The organism is Bradyrhizobium sp. (assembly GCF_049586575.1).
Taxonomy (GTDB): Bacteria; Pseudomonadota; Alphaproteobacteria; order Rhizobiales; family Xanthobacteraceae; genus Bradyrhizobium.
The window spans coordinates 1-16,765 of sequence record NZ_JBAVCF010000212.1; the positions used below are offsets into that span (position 1 = coordinate 1).

The following is a 16,765-nucleotide window of genomic DNA, read 5'->3' on the forward strand; positions in this document are numbered from 1 at the left end:
GTCGGAATTCCCTATCCGAGATACGACACCTGGAATATCGGTGGTGCGGTCGGCATCGCCAGGCTGTCGGTCGACCTGACCGCAATGACCAGCCTGAAGTAGCAGTCTTGTCCGAGCGGCGGCCAGCCAGTCGCTCCCACCAAGCCTCGAGCTTGCAAAGCGAATGTTAGAAGCGCACCACTAGTAGGAGACGAAGTCCTTCTTTTGCCGCTCATGCGCGGCAAACAGGTTTCCCTCGCGGTCCAGAACGATGTGACCGTCGTGGAACGCCCGAAGCGTGCTTCGATGTCCGATCGAGACCGTGGTCGTCGCCTTGAGCTGTTCGGCCAGCAGGCGGTAGAGCGCCGCTTCAGAGGCCTCGTCGAGCGAGGCAGTCGCCTCGTCGAGGAAAAGATATTGCGGTTCATGCAACAGCGCCCGGGCAAGGCCAAGCCGCTGTTGCTCACCGAGCGAGAGCATCCGGTTCCAATGTGCATCTTCCTGAAGCCGCGATACGAGTTGCGGCAGGCCGACCGCGGTGAGCGCCTGCTCGACGAGCGTTGAGCTGAATGCATCGGGGTTCGACGGATAAACGATCGCGGCTTTCAATGTCCCAACGGGAAAGTAGGGCCGCTGCGGCAACATCATCAGCGTGGCCTTGGCGGGAATCGTTATCACCCCGTCGCCGAACGGCCATATGCCGGCGATCGCGCGAAACAGCGTCGACTTGCCGGCTCCCGACGGCCCGGTGACGAGAACGTGCTCGTTGCTCTGAATGCGCAGGCCGTCTGCTGCGACCAGCGGCGTACCGTTGGGCAACTTGACCAGAAGCTGCCGCAGCTCAATCGCGTTGCCTTCGTCCGAACGTGCGACAGTGATCGAGGGCGGGTCGCCTGCAAGGTGGGCTGCGCTTGCGATTGCTTCCTCGAAACCTTCGAGACGAGCGACGACCGAGCTCCATTCGGCCAGGGAGCGATAGACCGTTACAAAGAACGACAATGATTGTTGCACGCTGGAAAACGCGTTTGCGGTCTGCATCATGCCGCCGAGCTGGATCTTGCCGGCGAAATAGGCCGGAGCAACCAGAACATAGGGGAAAACCACCGCAGCCTGCGAGTAGCTCGAAGTGAATGCGGTCAGCTTCTTGGTTCGGATCATGATCTCGTACCAGTTCTGGACAACGCGGCCGAAGCGCTCCAACAGCCGCCCTTGTTCGGCGCTCTCGCCGCGCAACAGCGCGATCTGCTCGGAATTTTCGCGCACGCGCACCAGATTGAAACGGAAGTCGGCCTCAAAACGCTGCTGCTGGAAGTTGAGCATGACCAGAGGCGAGCCGATCCAGTGCGTCAGCACCGTTCCGAAGGTCGCATAAATCAGCGCGCCCCACACCAGATAGCCGGGGATATGGAATTCACTGCCAAACAGCGTCATCGGCGACTCGGCCGAGAGGCCCCACAAAATGACGATGAAAGAAGCGAGCGTGACCACAGCGCTCAAGAAACCGACGCAGATGTTCAGAGTCTGGTCGACGAACATTTTGACGTCGTCGGAGATGCGCTGGTCCGGGTTGTCGGCCGCATCTCCGCGGAGCTGCATCCGGTAGTGCGTGGGACCGCGCAGCCATTCGCCGAGATAGTGATGCGTCAGCCAGTTTCGCCATCGGATTTGCAGCCACTGGTTCAGATAAAGCTGATAGACGGCGAGCGCGATATAGGCCGTTGCCAGAATGCAGAAGATGCCCATCTCGCGAACGAAACCCTCCCAGTTCTTCTCCTGAAGTGCGGTGTAGAAGCGGTTGTTCCACTGGTTCAGGAGCACGTTGATGCCGACCACGGTAAGCTCGATGGCGATCACCGCTGCAAGCAGAAGGCGGCCCGCGGACTTGTCTTCTGAACGGAAATACGGAGCCGCGATCCGCCACACGGTCGCAGGACTCAAGCGGATGTTTTTCACAGATCGTGGTCTCCGGGGAATAGCTGCGCGAATGGGGTGTTGGCTTGGCTAGTGACGGAGATTTGACATCCGTTACCGGTTTGCCGCAGTCCTTTTCGACATCCGCAAGGTCATGGGGGCGAATGTCAGTCGCCAAAGCTAGACTAAAGTTGTAAAACTTGGCGGTGTGGGTTCGCTTGTCCCAACCTCCGAGTCAACCCTAGCATGGGGGCAATGGCGGGTGGCAGGGGGCCCTCTCATTTCGCGCGTTTGTGAGCGGGTTTGGCGGGAGCCGAATTCGCCTGCGTCGTGCTTTGCCAAGGCCCCTCAACATTTAGCGCCAGCGCGCCGGCCATTCACGCGGGCAAGCGCGCCAAAAAAGGGCGTGGGGAGGAATCGTAATGTGGAATCAGGTCTATAATCCGTTTAACAACACGGTGCTGTCGACGATCGCCGCGGCGGTGCCCGTTGTCACGCTGCTGGTTTTGATCGCGAGCGGCAAGGTGAAGGCGCACATCGCCGCCATCGTTGCACTGATCGCCGCAAACCTCATCGCGATCTTCGCCTTCACGATGCCGGCTAACATGTCGATCCGCGCCTCGGTGCTTGGCGTGGTGGCAGGTTTCTTCCCAATCGGCTGGATCGTGCTGAACGTCATCTATCTTTATCGGGTCACCGTCGCGACTGGACGTTTCCAGCTGTTGCAGCGGGCGATTGGCGGCGTCACGGAAGACCGTCGCCTGCAACTGCTTCTGATCGCCTTTTCGTTCGGCGCCTTCTTCGAGGGCGCATCAGGCTTCGGCACGCCGGTTGCGGTTACCGGCGCGGTTCTGATCGGTCTCGGCTTTTCGCCGCTTGCGGCTTCCGGCCTGTCGCTGATCGCCAATACGGCGCCGGTTGCCTACGGCGCGCTCGGTACCCCGATTCAAGGTCTTGCTTCGGTGACCGGCCTCGATCCTTATATTCTCGGCGCGATGGTCGGCCGCCAATTGCCGGTGTTCTCGCTGATCGTGCCGTTCTGGGTGGTGTGGGCGTTTGCCGGCTGGAAGGGCATGAAAGAAATTTGGCCCGCTATTCTGGTCACGGGCGTCTCGTTCGCCGTCCCGCAATTTGTGATCTCCAACTACATCAATCCGTGGATTGTCGATATCGGCGCGTCGCTGATCTCGATGGGATGCCTCATCCTGTTCCTCAAGGTCTGGCAACCGAAGCAGCTTTGGCTGTCGGCGGCATTGCGTGGGAACGACGAATCGCTGGCGACGATGACCGCCGCCAAACCGTTGGACAAGACCCCCTTGTCCCAGGCGCAACTCTGGAGCGCGTTGTTGCCGTGGATCATCGTCTGCATCGTAATGCTGATCTGGGGCAATGGTGAGTTCAAATCCTGGGCGAATTCGATCTTCACCTGGAATTATCCCGTTCCCGAGCTCGACAAGCTGATCAACAAGGTGCCACCGGTGTCGCCGAAGGAGACGGCCGAGCGCGCCGTTTTCGGCTTCACCTATTTGTCGTTCACCGGAACAGGCATGTTGATCGCTGCCATCATCTCCGGCTTCCTGATGGGCTTCTCGCCTGCCAAGATGGTTGCCGAATATGGCCGCACGCTGAAAGTCTGCGCTGTTTCCCTCATCACGATTTCGGCGATGCTGGGTATTGGCACGTTGACGCGGCTCTCCGGCCTCGACGCGACGCTGGGTCTCGCCTTTGCCGCGACGGGTATTCTCTATCCCTTCTTCGGCACGCTGCTTGGCTGGCTGGGTGTGGCTCTTACCGGATCGGATACTGCTTCGAACATCCTGTTCGGTAACCTGCAGAAGATCACCTCGCAGCAACTGGGCCTGTCGCCGATTCTGATGGCGGCGGCGAACTCGTCGGGCGGCGTCATGGGCAAGATGATCGATGCGCAATCGATCGTCGTCGCCTCCACCGCGACCAACTGGTACGGCCACGAGGGTACGATCTTGCGCTTCGTGTTCAAACATTCGATCACGCTCGCTTGTCTGGTCGGCCTGTTAGTGATGTTGCAGGCCTATGTCCATCCGTTCACGAGCATGGTCTTGAAGTAGAGCTGGCTTCACGGCTGAACTGAACAAGTTCCCCGCGTCCGACCGGACGCGGGGATTTTTTTGACACCGCCGATCTGTTCAACGGCGCCGTGGCCGACTACAAGGCGCGCGCGTCGGCAAATATTTAGAGGAACGACATGGTTTCAACGCGCGGTTTTCTGAGGCTGGCTGTGGTTGGTGCCGCGCTTACGGCCGCCATTTCTTCCCTCTGTCCCGCCGCGCAGGCTGAGGACGGCTTTCCGTTCGGATTCGAGATGACGCTGGATGCGCTACCTCAGCCCGGATCGAAACGGATTCCGACGCTTGAGATCGGCGACCATGGCGAGGCCAAGCTTGATCTATGGTGCAAGAGCGGCACGGGCCAGTTCTCGGTCGCGGGCAACACGGTGATCTTTGTCGCCGGTCAATTGCAAGACCGCGACTGCCCGTCGGCGCGGGCGCAGGCGGACGATGACCTGGTCGCGGCGCTCAGCGAGGCCACCACCTGGAGACGGCGGGGCGATCTGGTATCCTTTGTCGGAGCCAAGCCTTTGCGATTCCGCATCAACACCAATTGAGCCAGTTTTCGCTGCCCGCTACTTCCAGGCCGATTTGTCGGCGTCCCAGCGTTGCCCCTTGAATTCTCTGGTCAAGGCATCGACCGAGCCGTTGTCATCCTTCTGATTGCCTTCCTCGTCGCCGGTGGAATCGTTGGCGAGGATGAGTGCAGGCCCCGACGTCTCATCGGCGGTCGAGATGACGGGAGCGCCGACCCAGAGGATCAATCGGTCCGATCCGCCGGGTTTCTCCGAGGACACCAACGCGGTCACCTCGACGGTGTCGGTAAGATTGAGCGCGGGATACACCTCGCTTGGGCGCTTGAACGTCAGTTTCAGCTTGCCGTTCGTGGAGTTCCAGGCGGAAGTCGCTGGCTTGGCGGAAAAGGCTCCGGCCAGGACATTGGCGATCGCCGCTGCCAGCTTGTCCTTGTTGAGCCGGTCGCCGTCGCGCCAGGGCGCCGCTGAAAAGCGGATGGTGCGATCAATTTCGATGATTCCCGTGGTCCAGCCCGCTGCAACGACACCGGGGGCCGACTTGAATTTCGCGATCAGCGCTGCGGCTCGATCCGGATCGGCGCTGAGCGTGATGGTCTGCTCGCCGGCGCGCAGCACGTCGCAGGTGACAGCGAGGCTCGTCAAGGAAACCTCGACGTCCTGCCCCTTCAGGCTTTTTAGAAAATCAGCAGCCGCGTCGAGCTTGACGCGAACGCCGATTGCTTCGGGGGATAGTTCGGTAAAATCCTTCGGCGACGGTGTGATGCCGTCATCGCTGGTCTGGCTTTCCCGAAATTCCCGCTCGCTGATGTCGGAGTTGTCGGTCGAGTTCACTTCGGTAACGGTTTGCCCGATACTGATCTGGCCCTTGAACTCGAAATTTTCGCCGGCCGGTTTTCGAGTCAATTTGACCGTAACCGGCAACTTGCCGCCGATGCTTTGAGTGGTGCCGCTCAGGGTTTGGCCGTTGACCGCCAGATTGACGACGAAGCGATCCTTGCGGTCGGAGCCTTTGGCCGCGGGGTAGCAGACGTCAAGGGTAGCCGCGGTGAGCGTCTTGCCCTGCCGCGTCTCTTTCATGACCACGTCGGCATTGCCGTCCATCAGTCCGTCGATCGAGGTGAAATACCTGACGTCGTTGGCGCCGGGAGCGGGCTTGGTCGATAGCTTCATTTGCCCGTGAGCCGCGCCGGTTGCGGCCGCGACAAGAACGGTCAGGAGCAGCATAGGTGCGCGCATCGGCATTTCCTTGCAAAACGGGATCGGCTCAACCATGGAACCAACGGGCTGGCTCAATCGAAAGCTAATGCCCCCTATTTGAAGTTCCTAGACTACAAGCGGCGAATTCGATTCAGGAACTTCAAATAGGAAACCGGCACTAGAATCAATAAGTTTGCCAGTGCCCGTAACTTTCCGAAGTTCGTGAAAAGTGGTTGCTGGGGCGGAGCACGAACTTCGGCAAGCGGGCACTGGATCGACCTTCCTAACAAAGCCTCGAGCAAATCGCCAAAAAAGAAGGCCGCCACAGGCGGCCTTCTCGATTACGTGCGGTTAGCAATCCGCCTGATTTAGAATCCCATGCCGCCGCCATGACCGTGGCCGCCGCCGGCCGCCGGCGCGGGCTCTTTCGGCAACTCCGCAACCATGGCTTCCGTCGTCACCAACAGGGCGGCGACCGACGAGGCATCTTGCAGCGCCGTCCGCACTACCTTTGCCGGGTCGATGATGCCCTTGGCGACCATGTCGACATATTCTTCAGTCTGGGCATCGAAGCCGAACGTCTCCGACTTCTCTTCCAGAATCTTGCCGACGACAATCGAACCCTCGACACCGGCGTTTTCCGCGATCTGGCGGATCGGCGCTTCCAGTGCCTTGAGCACGATGTTGATGCCGGCCTGAACATCGGAGTTTTCGTTGTGGATGCGGCCGACTGCTTTCTTGGCGCGCAGTAAAGCGACGCCGCCGCCCGGTACGATGCCTTCTTGCACCGCAGCCCGCGTGGCGTTGAGAGCGTCCTCGACGCGGTCCTTTTTCTCCTTAACTTCGACCTCGGTCGCCCCGCCGACGCGGATCACCGCGACGCCGCCGGCGAGCTTGGCCAGACGCTCCTGAAGCTTCTCGCGGTCGTAATCGGAAGTGGTTTCCTCGATCTGGGCCTTGATCTGGTTGACGCGGCCCTCGATGTCCTTCTTCTTGCCGGCGCCTTTGACGATCGTGGTGTTTTCCTTGTCGATCACGACCTTGCCGGCGCGGCCGAGCATGTTGACCGTGACGCTTTCGAGCTTCATGCCGAGTTCTTCCGAAATCAACTGGCCGCCGGTGAGGATCGCAATGTCTTCCAGCATCGCCTTGCGGCGGTCACCGAAGCCCGGCGCCTTGACAGCGGCAACCTTCAAACCGCCGCGCAGGCGGTTGACGACCAGGGTCGCCAGGGCTTCGCCCTCGACGTCCTCGGCGATGATCAGAAGCGGCTTGCCCGACTGCACCACGGCTTCGAGCACCGGCAGCATCGCCTGCAGGCCGGACAGCTTCTTCTCGTGCAGCAGCACGTAGACGTCTTCGAGTTCGGCCGTCATCTTTTCGGCGTTGGTGACGAAATACGGCGACAGGTAGCCACGGTCGAACTTCATGCCCTCGACGATGTCGACCTCGGTCTCGAGCGACTTGTTTTCCTCGACCGTGATGACGCCCTCGTTGCCGACCTTCTGCATCGCCTGCGCGATCATCTTGCCGATCGCGGCATCGCCGTTGGAGGAGATAGTGCCGATCTGGGCGACTTCGGAGGAGGAGGCGACCGGCTTGGCGCGCTTCTCGATGTCCTTCACCACGGCGGTCACCGCGATCTCGATGCCGCGCTTCAAGTCCATCGGATTCATGCCGGCGGCCACCGACTTTGCGCCTTCACGTACGATCGCTTGCGCGAGCACGGTGGCTGTGGTGGTGCCGTCACCGGCGGTGTCGTTGGTCTTGGAGGCGACTTCGCGCAGCATCTGCGCGCCCATATTCTCGAACTTGTCGTCAAGTTCGATTTCCTTGGCGACGGTCACGCCGTCCTTGGTGATGCGGGGGGCGCCGAAGCTCTTTTCGATGACGACGTTGCGGCCCTTGGGACCGAGCGTCACCTTGACCGCATTGGCGAGAACATCGACGCCGCGCAACATGCGATCGCGCGCATCTCCGGAAAATTTGACGTCCTTGGCAGCCATTTGAATTTACTCCATCGGTATTGGATGTTTGCCTGACGCAGCTTTGCCGCTGCGCCAACGGGAGCGATGCGGCGTCTAAGCCAGCACGCCCATGATGTCGCTTTCCTTCATGATCAGCAGTTCCTCGCCGTCGAGCTTGACCTCGGTGCCCGACCACTTGCCGAACAGGACGCGATCGCCGACTTTGAGGTCGATCGGAATCAACTTGCCGGATTCATCGCGGCCGCCCGGACCAACCGCCGTGATTTCGCCTTGCGAAGGCTTTTCCCTGGCGCTGTCGGGAATGATGATGCCACCCTTGGTCTTTTGGTCGGCATCGATACGCTTGACCACGACGCGGTCATGCAGCGGACGAAATTTGGATTTAGCCATGACGGTTCCTTTGGGGGCCTGTTCGCTTGTCGATTTGCTGCCGAAATAGACCGAGAATAAAGGGTGTATGTATCCGACGCGTCCGAGGACAGCAGATCGTGTTGCTGGCAATCGAATGTTTAGAGTGCCAATTGTGAAAAAGGGGGATATGGCTTTGCCGCGATGCTGTCAAGCAAACGAGGTTAAGGCCCTGTTGAGGCTCATATAGGATGCTTTGGGAAACCATATCGGCGCGTCAGCGTAGTTTGCAGGACGTCGTTGCTAAGGCAGGGATTTTGCGCTTGGCTGCCGGTCGAGTGCGGTCGCAGATTTGCTTGGGGGAGAACATGGTCGGTTCAGGTGGCGCGCGGACGGCCGCCAATCTCGGGATCGTCTCGTTACTGGCGCTCTTTCTGGGGGCGTGCAGCAGCGTGAGTCTGCCCTCGTTCTCGTCCTCTCCTACGGCGGCTCCGGAGCCTCCGCCGGCGCCGGAAATGCCCGCAACGATCCGTCCCGACGAAATCGTCGGCAAATGGGGACTGGCTTCGTACCAGAACCCCAACGACCGCATGCGCACCGAGGCCGCGGCCAAAGCGCAGTGCAAGCAACCTTATGTGATCGGCGCCGGTGCCAACGGCGGCGTGATCATGCATCTGGCCGATCAGGCGACGCCGCAGGAGTTACGCCTGAAGGGCAGTCCCGGCGGCAAGAATTACATCGGTCCGGCGGGTCCGGCCGGTGGCGAGCAGGACCGCGAAATCGTGTCCTTCGATGGCAGGGTGCTGATCACCCGCTTCATCGACAAGGATGCGGCGACCCGTTACGGCAACATGGTCTACGTCCGCTGCGGCCCGCGGGCGTGAGCTGAGACGTCAGCGCGGCCAAACAAAAACGCCGGCCTTTAAGGCCGGCGTCCTGTTTTGAAACGAATGCCTTGATCAGTCGAACAGTGCGTCGATATCGTCCTGCGAGGCGTGGCCGACGTCGCCTTCGGATTTCGGACCGTTCAGGAGCTTGGCGTCGCCCTCGCGGGTATCGACGATCGGTGGCGCGTGCGCCTTGATGGCGTCGACGCCACCCCAGATATCCATCATGACGGTGATGTGATTTTCGATGAACTTCATCGTTGTCATCACTTTCTTGATGCGCTGGCCGGTCAGGTCCTGGAAGTTGCAGGCCTCGAAGATGGAAACGACGCGTTCCTGGATCTCTTCGCTAAGCAGCTTCTGCTGGTCCGGTGAGGTGACCTTGCTGAGTGCGGTGGCTGCGTTGTCGATCGATTCGGCGGCTTCCAGGATTTGCTGGGTCGCCTCTTCGGTACCGCCGACCACGGCGCCGAGTTCACCGTTGACTTTGGCCATCTCCTCGCCGTCGAAGCTCTTGCCGTGCAGCACGGCGATCTCGCGCTTGGTGCGGGTAATGGCGTCATAGATCAGGTCGAGTTCGACCTTGAGCTTCTCGCATTGTTCGATCTGGGCGCGATAGGTTTCAAGCAAGACGTGGGCCTCCGCAACTTCGCGCACCGCGGCTTCACCAATTGTCTCTGTGGTGACGCTCGAGGGACGTGAGACAGCCATCTGTGCCTTGATGGCGCGCAATTCGTTCATGATCTCGCGATGCATGGGGCCGACTTCAGTGTCGACCTCCGGTGGCAACTGAATATCTCCGGAAATAGATTCCTCGATTCGAAAACGTCTGCGATGAACCGGCATAAGATGTGTCCCTAACCCCTTCACTCCGCCGTGTTTTAAAGCAGACCGGATTTAACATGAGGTTCACGCCGGAACCGGCGTGCGAAACATCGAGGCGACGGCACACCAACGATTAACCATGCGCATTCCCCGTTCACCGAAAATAAAGGCTACCGGGCAAAACCGCGCGAACCTGACGACGTGGTGAATCGAAACGTCGATTCTGTTTACCAAACCGATGCGGTTCTACCGTTAGCTGGTTGCGTGCAAGGCGCGCCGCTCCGGCGCACCCACGACGAAACAGTATGAGTACGTCGATGAAGAGAATGTATTTCGCGCTGCTCGCCAGCGCCTGTTGGCTCAGCCCGGGATTCCCGCAAGCCGCCGCGAACGAGGCAGAGTTTGTCACCGACCCCGTGGTCCTGCATCCCGCAACGCCGCCGGCTCCCGCGCCAGTGCGGGTCGCCTCGGCCGACCGCCCCAATATGGGAGGCGGCTTCATCGAGTTCCTGTTCGGTGGTGGACAAGGGCAGGGCTATCAGCAGAGGCCCGCGTACCCGCAACAGCCGGCGTACCAGCCGCCCATGATGCCGCAGCAGGGTATGGTGCAGCCCATAATGGGCGAGCCGGTACGTCCTGCGTTCGATCCAAAATATGAAAAACAGCTCGTCGAATACGACGGCAAGGAAAGCGTCGGCACGATCGTCGTCGATACGCCCAACAAGTTCCTCTACCTGGTCGAGGGCAAGGGCAAGGCTTTGCGTTACGGCATCGGCGTCGGCCGTCCCGGCTTCGCCTGGTCCGGAATCAAGACGATTTCCGCCAAAAAGGAGTGGCCCGATTGGACCCCGCCAGCCGAGATGATCGCGCGCCGGCCGGATCTGCCGCGGCACATGGAAGGCGGACCGGAAAATCCGCTCGGCGCCCGCGCCATGTATCTCGGCTCGACGCTCTATCGCATTCACGGCTCCAATGAGCCCTGGACGATCGGCACCAACGTCTCGTCGGGGTGCATCCGTATGCGCAATGAGGATGTGATCGACCTCTATGGCCGCGTCAACGTCGGCACCAAGGTCGTCGTCATCTAACCGATAGGCCTTCGCAAAAATAAAACGGCCGCTCCACCGGCAGGGCGGCCGTTTTTTGTCTGTTTGCTTCGATCGTCTCAGGCTAAATCGCTGTCATCGTCATTGTCGTCGGAGTCCATATCCATGTCGTCCTGGTCGTCGGCCGACGCAGAATCAAGCAGCCCCGCGCGCGAATAGTCGTCAGCTCGATCCTGGGATGAGCCGATGTTGTTGATGCCGGCGTCACGCGCGAGGTTGCTGTTGGACTGATCGGCCCATGGACTCTGGCCCGAGCTTCGGTCGGCCAACGCGTTCGCATCGCCGAAGCCATGATGGCTTCCGCCCATCATCGAACGGATGCTGTTGAGCAGAAGCGAGCCGCCGACAACACCGGCGGCTGCGGCAGCGGCGGTTCCAAGGAACGAGCCTCCGCCCCCGCTGCCGACGCCTCCACCCATCATTCCTCCACCCATCATGCCGCCGCCCGCCGGCGCCTGCGGTCCGCCATAGGGCTGATCATAGCCGCCTTGGTCATTATGTCCGGTCTGCTGCAACACCTGACCGCTGTTCCAGACTGGGCGGCTGCCGACTTCGGGAGGTCGTACGTTCGGCACGGAACCTTGCGATTGACCCTGTCCGAACAGGGCGCCGCGCATCGTATCGAGGAAGCCACCGCCCTGGTCTTGCTGGGGCGCGCCTTGGTTCTCCAGTTCCTGGATGCGGCTGTTGGCGCGCTTGAGCGCCTCGTCCTGCACCAGCACTGTCTGCACCAGCGGGTAAATCGCGTTCGGGGCGATCCGCAGGCCCTGGACAATCGCAGCCGCGGCGTCCGGATCGCGTGGCGCGCTCTCCATCTTGGACAGCCGGTCAAAAAGTTCATCAACCAATTGGCGTTCTTGCGGTGTCATCAGGCCTCTCCTCGCTTTAAAAGCGTGGGCCAGATGTAGGTGCCGTTCATGTCGCAAGTAGTGCGGCCGGAAATTAAATTTATGTGGGCGGCGCGGTTTGCACGCAAATCCGTGATTGGAAGCCGAAAAATCTCGCCCCCGCAGTGGGGCATTCGGCTGTCTAGTCCAGGGTGACTTCGCTGGCCCCGAGCAGCGGCAAAAAGTGGTCACCGCGAAAGAATTCGTATTCGCGTTCACGCTGGGTCGTCAGCGGATCGAGGCTGATCAGCACATCGTCCACGATGCCCGGATGACACATGACCACGCCGGCTTCAGGCATTCCTCGCAGGAATTGCCGCATCAAGGCGCCGAACTCGGGTTGTTTCGAAAAATCATAGGCGCCGGCAAAGGCCGGGTTGAAAATGAGTTGGGCGCGCGCGGCGCGGCGGCGGAATTGCGCACTCAGGATGTCGAGAACAAGCGCCTTCGGTGGGTCGAGACGTTGCATCCATGGCCGGTCGCGGCCGCACTGCCGGATCCACGCGTTGGGCGCTGCTTGCTTCACCGCGGCGAGGAAAGCGTCGCGCACGCCCGGATAGAGTTGCACATGCTGATGGCCATCAACGAAGTCGGGAGGCCGGCCGAACAAATCGACAAAGGCCGCAAGCTGCACCATCAGTTCGGTGTGAATCAGCTCAAAGTCGAGACGTCCCATCAGGCTCCGGCGCAACAGCTTGGCATGGGGCAGGAACAAGCCACCCTCGATCGGCCTGAAATGCATGGTCAGGGGACGAAACGGCGCGGTGAGGGTAGCATGAAGGCCGATCGCGCAACGCGGATTGGCTTGCGCGACTGTCTTCAACGCGCTCACCTCGTCACGGCCGATGGCCGGTCCCACCACCATGACGGACGTGGCGTTGAGGCGGCGGTTCTCGATCAGGTCGCGGATCGCGCGGTTGACACCGGGACTGATGCCGTAGTCGTCGGCGCACAACCAGATGCGCCTGTTCATTCGGCCGCGGTCCTTTCGCCGGCCTCGCCGCCGATATGCGCATCGGAGCGCTTCTCGGAATGTTCGGCGACGAAGTAGATCGGGCGCGCTTTCAGCTCCGAGAGGATCTTGCCGATATATTCTCCGACAATGCCGATCATGATCAGTTGCACGCCACCGATCGTCATCAGGCCGACCACGAGCGAGGGATAGCCAGGGACCGACTTCCCGTCCACCATGGTTTCCCAAAGGATCGAGAGGCCGAACAGGAAGGCGGCGGACGCAAGGACCACGCCGAGCAGGCTCGCAAAGCGAAGCGGGGCGACCGAAAACGAGGTCAGTCCCTCGATCGAAAGTCCGACCAGCCGGCCGGGGCTGAACGTCGTCATGCCGTGGGCACGGGCGGCGGGCTCATAGTCGACGCGAATCTGACGAAAACCGATCCAGCTCGCCAGTCCCTTGAAGAAGCGGTTGCGTTCCGGAAGCTGGCGCAAGGCTGCCGCTGCACGCGGCGACAGAAGGCGGAAATCGCCGGCGTCTTCCGGGATTTTCTGCCGGGCGCCCCAGTTGATCAGCGCGTAGAAGCCGCGCACCGACAGTCGCCGTAGCAACGACTCGTTATCGCGATGGGCTTTCGCCGTGTAGACGACGTCGTAGCCGTCTTCGATCCAGTGACCGACCAGTTTTTCGACGAGGTCCGGCGAGTGCTGGCCATCGCCGTCCATAAACAGGACCGCGCCGCGTTTGGCGTGATCGAGACCAGCCATCAGCGCGGCTTCCTTGCCGAAATTGCGCGATAGCGAGACCACCTGGATATCGAGAGCATCGGCGGCAAGCCCGCTCGCAATGGCGAGCGTGTCATCGGAGCTGCCATCGTCGACATAAACGACCTCGCAGCGCAGGTGGTATCGATCGTTGAGAGTCTTGGCGAGGTTGCAAAGCCGCCGGTGCAGCAGGGCAAGCCCGGCCGCTTCGTTAAACAGCGGGACCACGATCGACAGGCCTTGCGCCGCCGCAGTGGCAGCGGTCGTAGACAAGCTCGATACGTCCGTACCCAGCATCATCGGTCAGGCTCCAGTCCCAGCGCCGGCACGATCAATTTCGCTCCAAAACCCGTTCAAGCACAACATATGGCAATCGCGGTGAATTGTCGCCACGGAGGTGGTTGCCATTTTGCCTATCGGCCAAGGAATGCTTCGAGCCGCGCGAACAGGGGATTTTCGCGGTCGAGCACATAATCGAGCGAAGCCACCGAAACCGTGTCCGCGCCGTGGTCGCGCAGAAAGCTTCCGAGCGCATAGAGCTGCGCCGGTGGACAGTGCAGCGTCACCATTCCGGAAGACGTCGGTCCGCCGAACGGCGACACCACGCCGAAGCGTTGCGCTGCCTCGGCCAGTAGCGCCGCATTGCAAGCGGCAAAGCGGGTGCGGACTTCGCGGTATTTGTTCGCACGGGCCCGGGCCGCGATGTGGTCGAGGATCACGCGGGCAGCTTCGCGCGCCTGGCTCGACCAGTCGGCCTCGCGCGAGGCGACGAGATTGGCGTGGCTGCGCAGGATCACGCCGTCGTCGAGCACCTTCAGGCCATTGGCGGCGAGGGTCGCGCCGGTCGTGGTGATATCGACGATCATTTCGGCAGTGCCGACCGCGGGCGCGCCTTCGGTTGCGCCGGCGCTCTCGACGATGCGGTAGTCGACGATACCGTGGGAAGCAAAGAACGCGCGGGTGAGATTGATGTATTTAGTCGCTACCCGCATCCGCCGGTTATGCTGCTCGCGGAAGCCCGATGTCACGTCGTCGAGATCGGCCATGGTCCGCACGTCGATCCATGCCTGCGGTACGGCCACCACGACGTTGGCGCTGCCGAAGCCGAGGCTGTCGATCAGAAGCACACGTTTTTCGGCATCGACGATGCTTTCGCGCACGAGGTCCTCACCGGTGACGCCCATGTGCACGGTGCCGCGCGCCAATTGAGAGGCAATCTCGCTCGCCGAGAGATAGGCGATCTCCACATTGTCGAGCCCGGTAATGGTGCCACGATATTCGCGGGCGCCGCGTGGCTTCGCCAAGGCAAGCCCGGCACGCGTGAAAAACGCTTCCGCATTTTCCTGCAAGCGGCCCTTTGAGGGAACGGCGAGAACAAAAGGCGTGGTCACGACGGCCTCCCGGGCTTGCCCATCTCGGCCAGGGCCTCGACCCACACCGAAAATCCGACCGCGGGAATGGGGGTGTCGGAGCCGAGCCGCTGCAATAGCCCGTCATATCGGCCGCCTGCGACCAGCGGTTCGACGCCATTGTCCCTGGCGTGCAACTCGAATTCGAAACCGGTGTAGTAGTCGAGCCCGCGTCCGAACGATGTTGAGAAGCGCGTCACCGCGGTATCGATGCCGCGCGCCGCCATAAAGCCGACCCGGCTTTCAAGTGCATCGATGGCGGCAGCGATGTCGAGCTTGGCATCCGAGGCGAGCACCCGCAGTTGCGCGATCGCCTGGCGAGGATCGCCGGAGATGGCGAGGAAGCGCTTGATGATGGCGAGTGCGTCGCGCGGTAGCGCGCCGGCCTTCAAAGTGGACTGTTCGAGAAAGCGGTCGGCGATCTCGGCAACCGTGCGGCCACCGACATTGCTGGCGCCGGCAATCGACATCAGATCGGTGACGAGCGCGAGCGCCGCTTTACGATCGGAGCCGGCAAGCGCCGCCAGCACGCCTTCATATTCGTTGCGGGTTGCACCGCTGGTGACCGTGAGCTGTTCGATATCCTGTTCGAGGCTGATCCTGCGGTTGAAATCTTTCATCAGCCGCCGCCGCCACACCGGATAAAGACCTAGCGCGTCGATAAGCGCCGTGAACAGGGCGACGTCGCCGGTGCGGATCTCGACCTCGTTGACGCCGAAAGCGCGTGTGGCCTCGAGCGCCAACGCCAACATTTCCGCGTCCGCCGCCGGCCGATCTCGCCGGCCGAACGACTCGATGCCGGCTTGCAAGAACTCGCTTGGCGCGCTGCCGCGATATCGGAACACCGGGCCGAGATAGCTGAATCCGGCAGCCTTCCCAGCCCGCCCTGAGGCGAGATATTGCCGCGCTACCGGGATCGTCAAATCCGGACGCAGGCAAAGTTCTTCGCCGGTCCCATCCGTCGTCAGATAGAGGCTCTTGCGGATGTCTTCGCCGGAGAGATCAAGAAAGGGTTCGGCGGGCTGCAAGACCGGAGGTTCGGCCAGGACGTAGCCGGCCTGGGCGAACGACAATAGCAGTGCATCCGCCCATACGGCGGATCCGGTCGCACGAGGCGCGTGGGTTGCGATCATCTTGCAGTCCAAATCCCCCGAAAACGGGTTCGGTACGCCGAAATTCTTCTAAGCCATTGACTCAATTATATTTTTATTGAGGTGGCGGGTTTTCGGCCCAATCGGCCGATCCCTGCCGCAGGCACAGACCGCAGCCTTTAGCATGGCACGGGCGGGGTTTCGACCAGGATCCGCCAAGTGTCTTAACGAGTGGGGTGTCTTAACGAACGGGACGCGGGGTCCAATCGCCCAGCGCGGCCTGTACCAGCGCCAGCGCCGCGACGCCTGCGGTATCCGCCCGCAGGATACGGGGCCCAAGCGAAAGCCGTAAAGTGTTTGGCTGACGCAGCAGCAGGGCGCGCTCCTCCTCGGCGAACCCGCCTTCGGGCCCGATCAGGACGTCGATGCCATCGCCGGCTTTCTTGCCCGCAAGCACGCTCAACGGATTTGCAACCTCGGCCGCTTCATCACAGAAGACGAGAAGGCGTTCGGACGTGCGGCGATCGAGGAAGCGATCGAAGGCAACGGGTTCTGCAACGTCGGCGATGCCGAGAATGCCGCATTGCTCGGCGGCCTCGATGACATTCGCCCGCATCCGTTCGCTGTTGACGCGGGATACTTGCGTGAAACGCGTCAGCACCGGCTGCAAGGAGGAAACCCCCATCTCGACCGCCTTCTGCACCATGTAGTCCAGTCTGGCGTGCTTGAGCGGCGCGAACACGTAAGCGAGTTCCTGCAAACGATCTTGCGGCCGGGTCTGGGTTGTAATTTCAAGGC

The 16,765-nt window shown here is 61.3% G+C and carries 15 protein-coding genes; 4 read left to right on the top strand and 11 right to left on the bottom strand.

The genetic code is table 11. The features are described from left to right. Nucleotides 1-180: 180 nt before the first annotated feature. Complete coding sequence (locus tag WB528_RS08095) at nucleotides 181-1,932, bottom strand: ABC transporter ATP-binding protein/permease (protein ID WP_423887896.1); 1,752 nt, start codon at nucleotides 1,930-1,932, stop codon at nucleotides 181-183. A gap of 380 nt (nucleotides 1,933-2,312) precedes the next feature. On the opposite strand from WB528_RS08095, the gene WB528_RS08100 reads away from it, so the two are divergent. Together WB528_RS08100 and WB528_RS08105 are read left to right on the top strand one after the other, a co-directional pair. Continuing rightward, nucleotides 2,313-3,977 (top strand): L-lactate permease, encoded by a 1,665-nt coding sequence (locus WB528_RS08100; protein WP_423887897.1) that lies wholly within the window; start codon nucleotides 2,313-2,315, stop codon nucleotides 3,975-3,977. Between the two features lie 137 nt (nucleotides 3,978-4,114). Further along, complete coding sequence (locus tag WB528_RS08105; RefSeq protein ID WP_423887898.1) at nucleotides 4,115-4,534, top strand: META domain-containing protein; 420 nt, start codon at nucleotides 4,115-4,117, stop codon at nucleotides 4,532-4,534. 18 nt (nucleotides 4,535-4,552) lie between these two features. Here WB528_RS08105 and WB528_RS08110 read toward each other — a convergent pair whose 3' ends face one another. The 3 genes from WB528_RS08110 to WB528_RS08120 all read right to left on the bottom strand — a co-directional run bounded on the left by WB528_RS08110 (nucleotide 4,553) and on the right by WB528_RS08120 (nucleotide 8,088). Then, a complete protein-coding gene (locus WB528_RS08110) occupies nucleotides 4,553-5,749 on the bottom strand; it encodes a hypothetical protein (RefSeq protein ID WP_423887899.1) in 1,197 nt (398 codons plus the stop codon). A gap of 329 nt (nucleotides 5,750-6,078) precedes the next feature. Then, nucleotides 6,079-7,716, bottom strand: a complete 1,638-nt coding sequence (gene groL / locus WB528_RS08115) for a chaperonin GroEL (protein ID WP_423887900.1) — start codon at nucleotides 7,714-7,716, stop codon at nucleotides 6,079-6,081. 75 nt (nucleotides 7,717-7,791) lie between these two features. Next, entirely contained in the window at nucleotides 7,792-8,088 is a 297-nt protein-coding gene (locus tag WB528_RS08120) for a co-chaperone GroES (protein WP_423887901.1), read from the bottom strand. 326 nt (nucleotides 8,089-8,414) lie between these two features. Between WB528_RS08120 and WB528_RS08125 the strand changes: the two genes are divergently transcribed. Continuing rightward, nucleotides 8,415-8,930, top strand: coding sequence for a hypothetical protein (locus tag WB528_RS08125; RefSeq protein WP_423887902.1), 516 nt, complete (start codon nucleotides 8,415-8,417; stop codon nucleotides 8,928-8,930). A gap of 75 nt (nucleotides 8,931-9,005) precedes the next feature. On the opposite strand, the gene WB528_RS08130 is transcribed toward WB528_RS08125, so the two are convergent. Then, the gene (locus tag WB528_RS08130) at nucleotides 9,006-9,779 is read right to left on the bottom strand and encodes a protein phosphatase CheZ (protein ID WP_423887903.1); all 774 of its coding nucleotides are present in this window, start codon (nucleotides 9,777-9,779) and stop codon (nucleotides 9,006-9,008) included. A gap of 296 nt (nucleotides 9,780-10,075) precedes the next feature. On the opposite strand from WB528_RS08130, the gene WB528_RS08135 reads away from it, so the two are divergent. Further along, the gene (locus WB528_RS08135; protein WP_423887904.1) at nucleotides 10,076-10,846 is read left to right on the top strand and encodes a L,D-transpeptidase; all 771 of its coding nucleotides are present in this window, start codon (nucleotides 10,076-10,078) and stop codon (nucleotides 10,844-10,846) included. A gap of 77 nt (nucleotides 10,847-10,923) precedes the next feature. Here WB528_RS08135 and WB528_RS08140 read toward each other — a convergent pair whose 3' ends face one another. From WB528_RS08140 to WB528_RS08165, 6 genes are all read right to left on the bottom strand, one after another. Continuing rightward, the gene (locus tag WB528_RS08140; protein WP_423887905.1) at nucleotides 10,924-11,733 is read right to left on the bottom strand and encodes a DUF2076 domain-containing protein; all 810 of its coding nucleotides are present in this window, start codon (nucleotides 11,731-11,733) and stop codon (nucleotides 10,924-10,926) included. 160 nt (nucleotides 11,734-11,893) lie between these two features. Then, the gene (locus WB528_RS08145) at nucleotides 11,894-12,724 is read right to left on the bottom strand and encodes a ChbG/HpnK family deacetylase (protein WP_423887906.1); all 831 of its coding nucleotides are present in this window, start codon (nucleotides 12,722-12,724) and stop codon (nucleotides 11,894-11,896) included. Continuing rightward, nucleotides 12,721-13,767, bottom strand: coding sequence for a glycosyltransferase family 2 protein (locus tag WB528_RS08150; RefSeq protein ID WP_423887907.1), 1,047 nt, complete (start codon nucleotides 13,765-13,767; stop codon nucleotides 12,721-12,723). Before WB528_RS08150 ends, WB528_RS08145 begins: the two co-directional genes overlap by 4 nt. A gap of 113 nt (nucleotides 13,768-13,880) precedes the next feature. Further along, complete coding sequence (gene hisG, locus WB528_RS08155; protein WP_423887908.1) at nucleotides 13,881-14,858, bottom strand: ATP phosphoribosyltransferase; 978 nt, start codon at nucleotides 14,856-14,858, stop codon at nucleotides 13,881-13,883. Further along, entirely contained in the window at nucleotides 14,855-16,009 is a 1,155-nt protein-coding gene (locus WB528_RS08160; RefSeq protein ID WP_423887909.1) for an ATP phosphoribosyltransferase regulatory subunit, read from the bottom strand. The genes hisG and WB528_RS08160 overlap by 4 nt, the downstream gene beginning before the upstream one ends. Nucleotides 16,010-16,208: 199 nt before the next feature. Further along, on the bottom strand, nucleotides 16,209-16,765 hold a 557-nt coding region (locus WB528_RS08165), incomplete at its 5' end, for a 16S rRNA (uracil(1498)-N(3))-methyltransferase (protein ID WP_423887910.1).

Coding starts and splice junctions, on each gene's coding strand:
- WB528_RS08150 (WP_423887907.1), bottom strand. CDS start 13,767: ATGATGCTGGGTACGGACGTATCGAGCTTGTCTACGACCGCTGCCACT.
- WB528_RS08130 (WP_423887903.1), bottom strand. CDS start 9,779: ATGCCGGTTCATCGCAGACGTTTTCGAATCGAGGAATCTATTTCCGGA.
- WB528_RS08145 (WP_423887906.1), bottom strand. CDS start 12,724: ATGAACAGGCGCATCTGGTTGTGCGCCGACGACTACGGCATCAGTCCC.
- WB528_RS08135 (WP_423887904.1), top strand. CDS start 10,076: ATGAAGAGAATGTATTTCGCGCTGCTCGCCAGCGCCTGTTGGCTCAGC.
- WB528_RS08120 (WP_423887901.1), bottom strand. CDS start 8,088: ATGGCTAAATCCAAATTTCGTCCGCTGCATGACCGCGTCGTGGTCAAG.
- WB528_RS08125 (WP_423887902.1), top strand. CDS start 8,415: ATGGTCGGTTCAGGTGGCGCGCGGACGGCCGCCAATCTCGGGATCGTC.
- WB528_RS08160 (WP_423887909.1), bottom strand. CDS start 16,009: ATGATCGCAACCCACGCGCCTCGTGCGACCGGATCCGCCGTATGGGCG.
- WB528_RS08110 (WP_423887899.1), bottom strand. CDS start 5,749: ATGCGCGCACCTATGCTGCTCCTGACCGTTCTTGTCGCGGCCGCAACC.
- groL (WP_423887900.1), bottom strand. CDS start 7,716: ATGGCTGCCAAGGACGTCAAATTTTCCGGAGATGCGCGCGATCGCATG.
- WB528_RS08100 (WP_423887897.1), top strand. CDS start 2,313: ATGTGGAATCAGGTCTATAATCCGTTTAACAACACGGTGCTGTCGACG.
- WB528_RS08105 (WP_423887898.1), top strand. CDS start 4,115: ATGGTTTCAACGCGCGGTTTTCTGAGGCTGGCTGTGGTTGGTGCCGCG.
- WB528_RS08140 (WP_423887905.1), bottom strand. CDS start 11,733: ATGACACCGCAAGAACGCCAATTGGTTGATGAACTTTTTGACCGGCTG.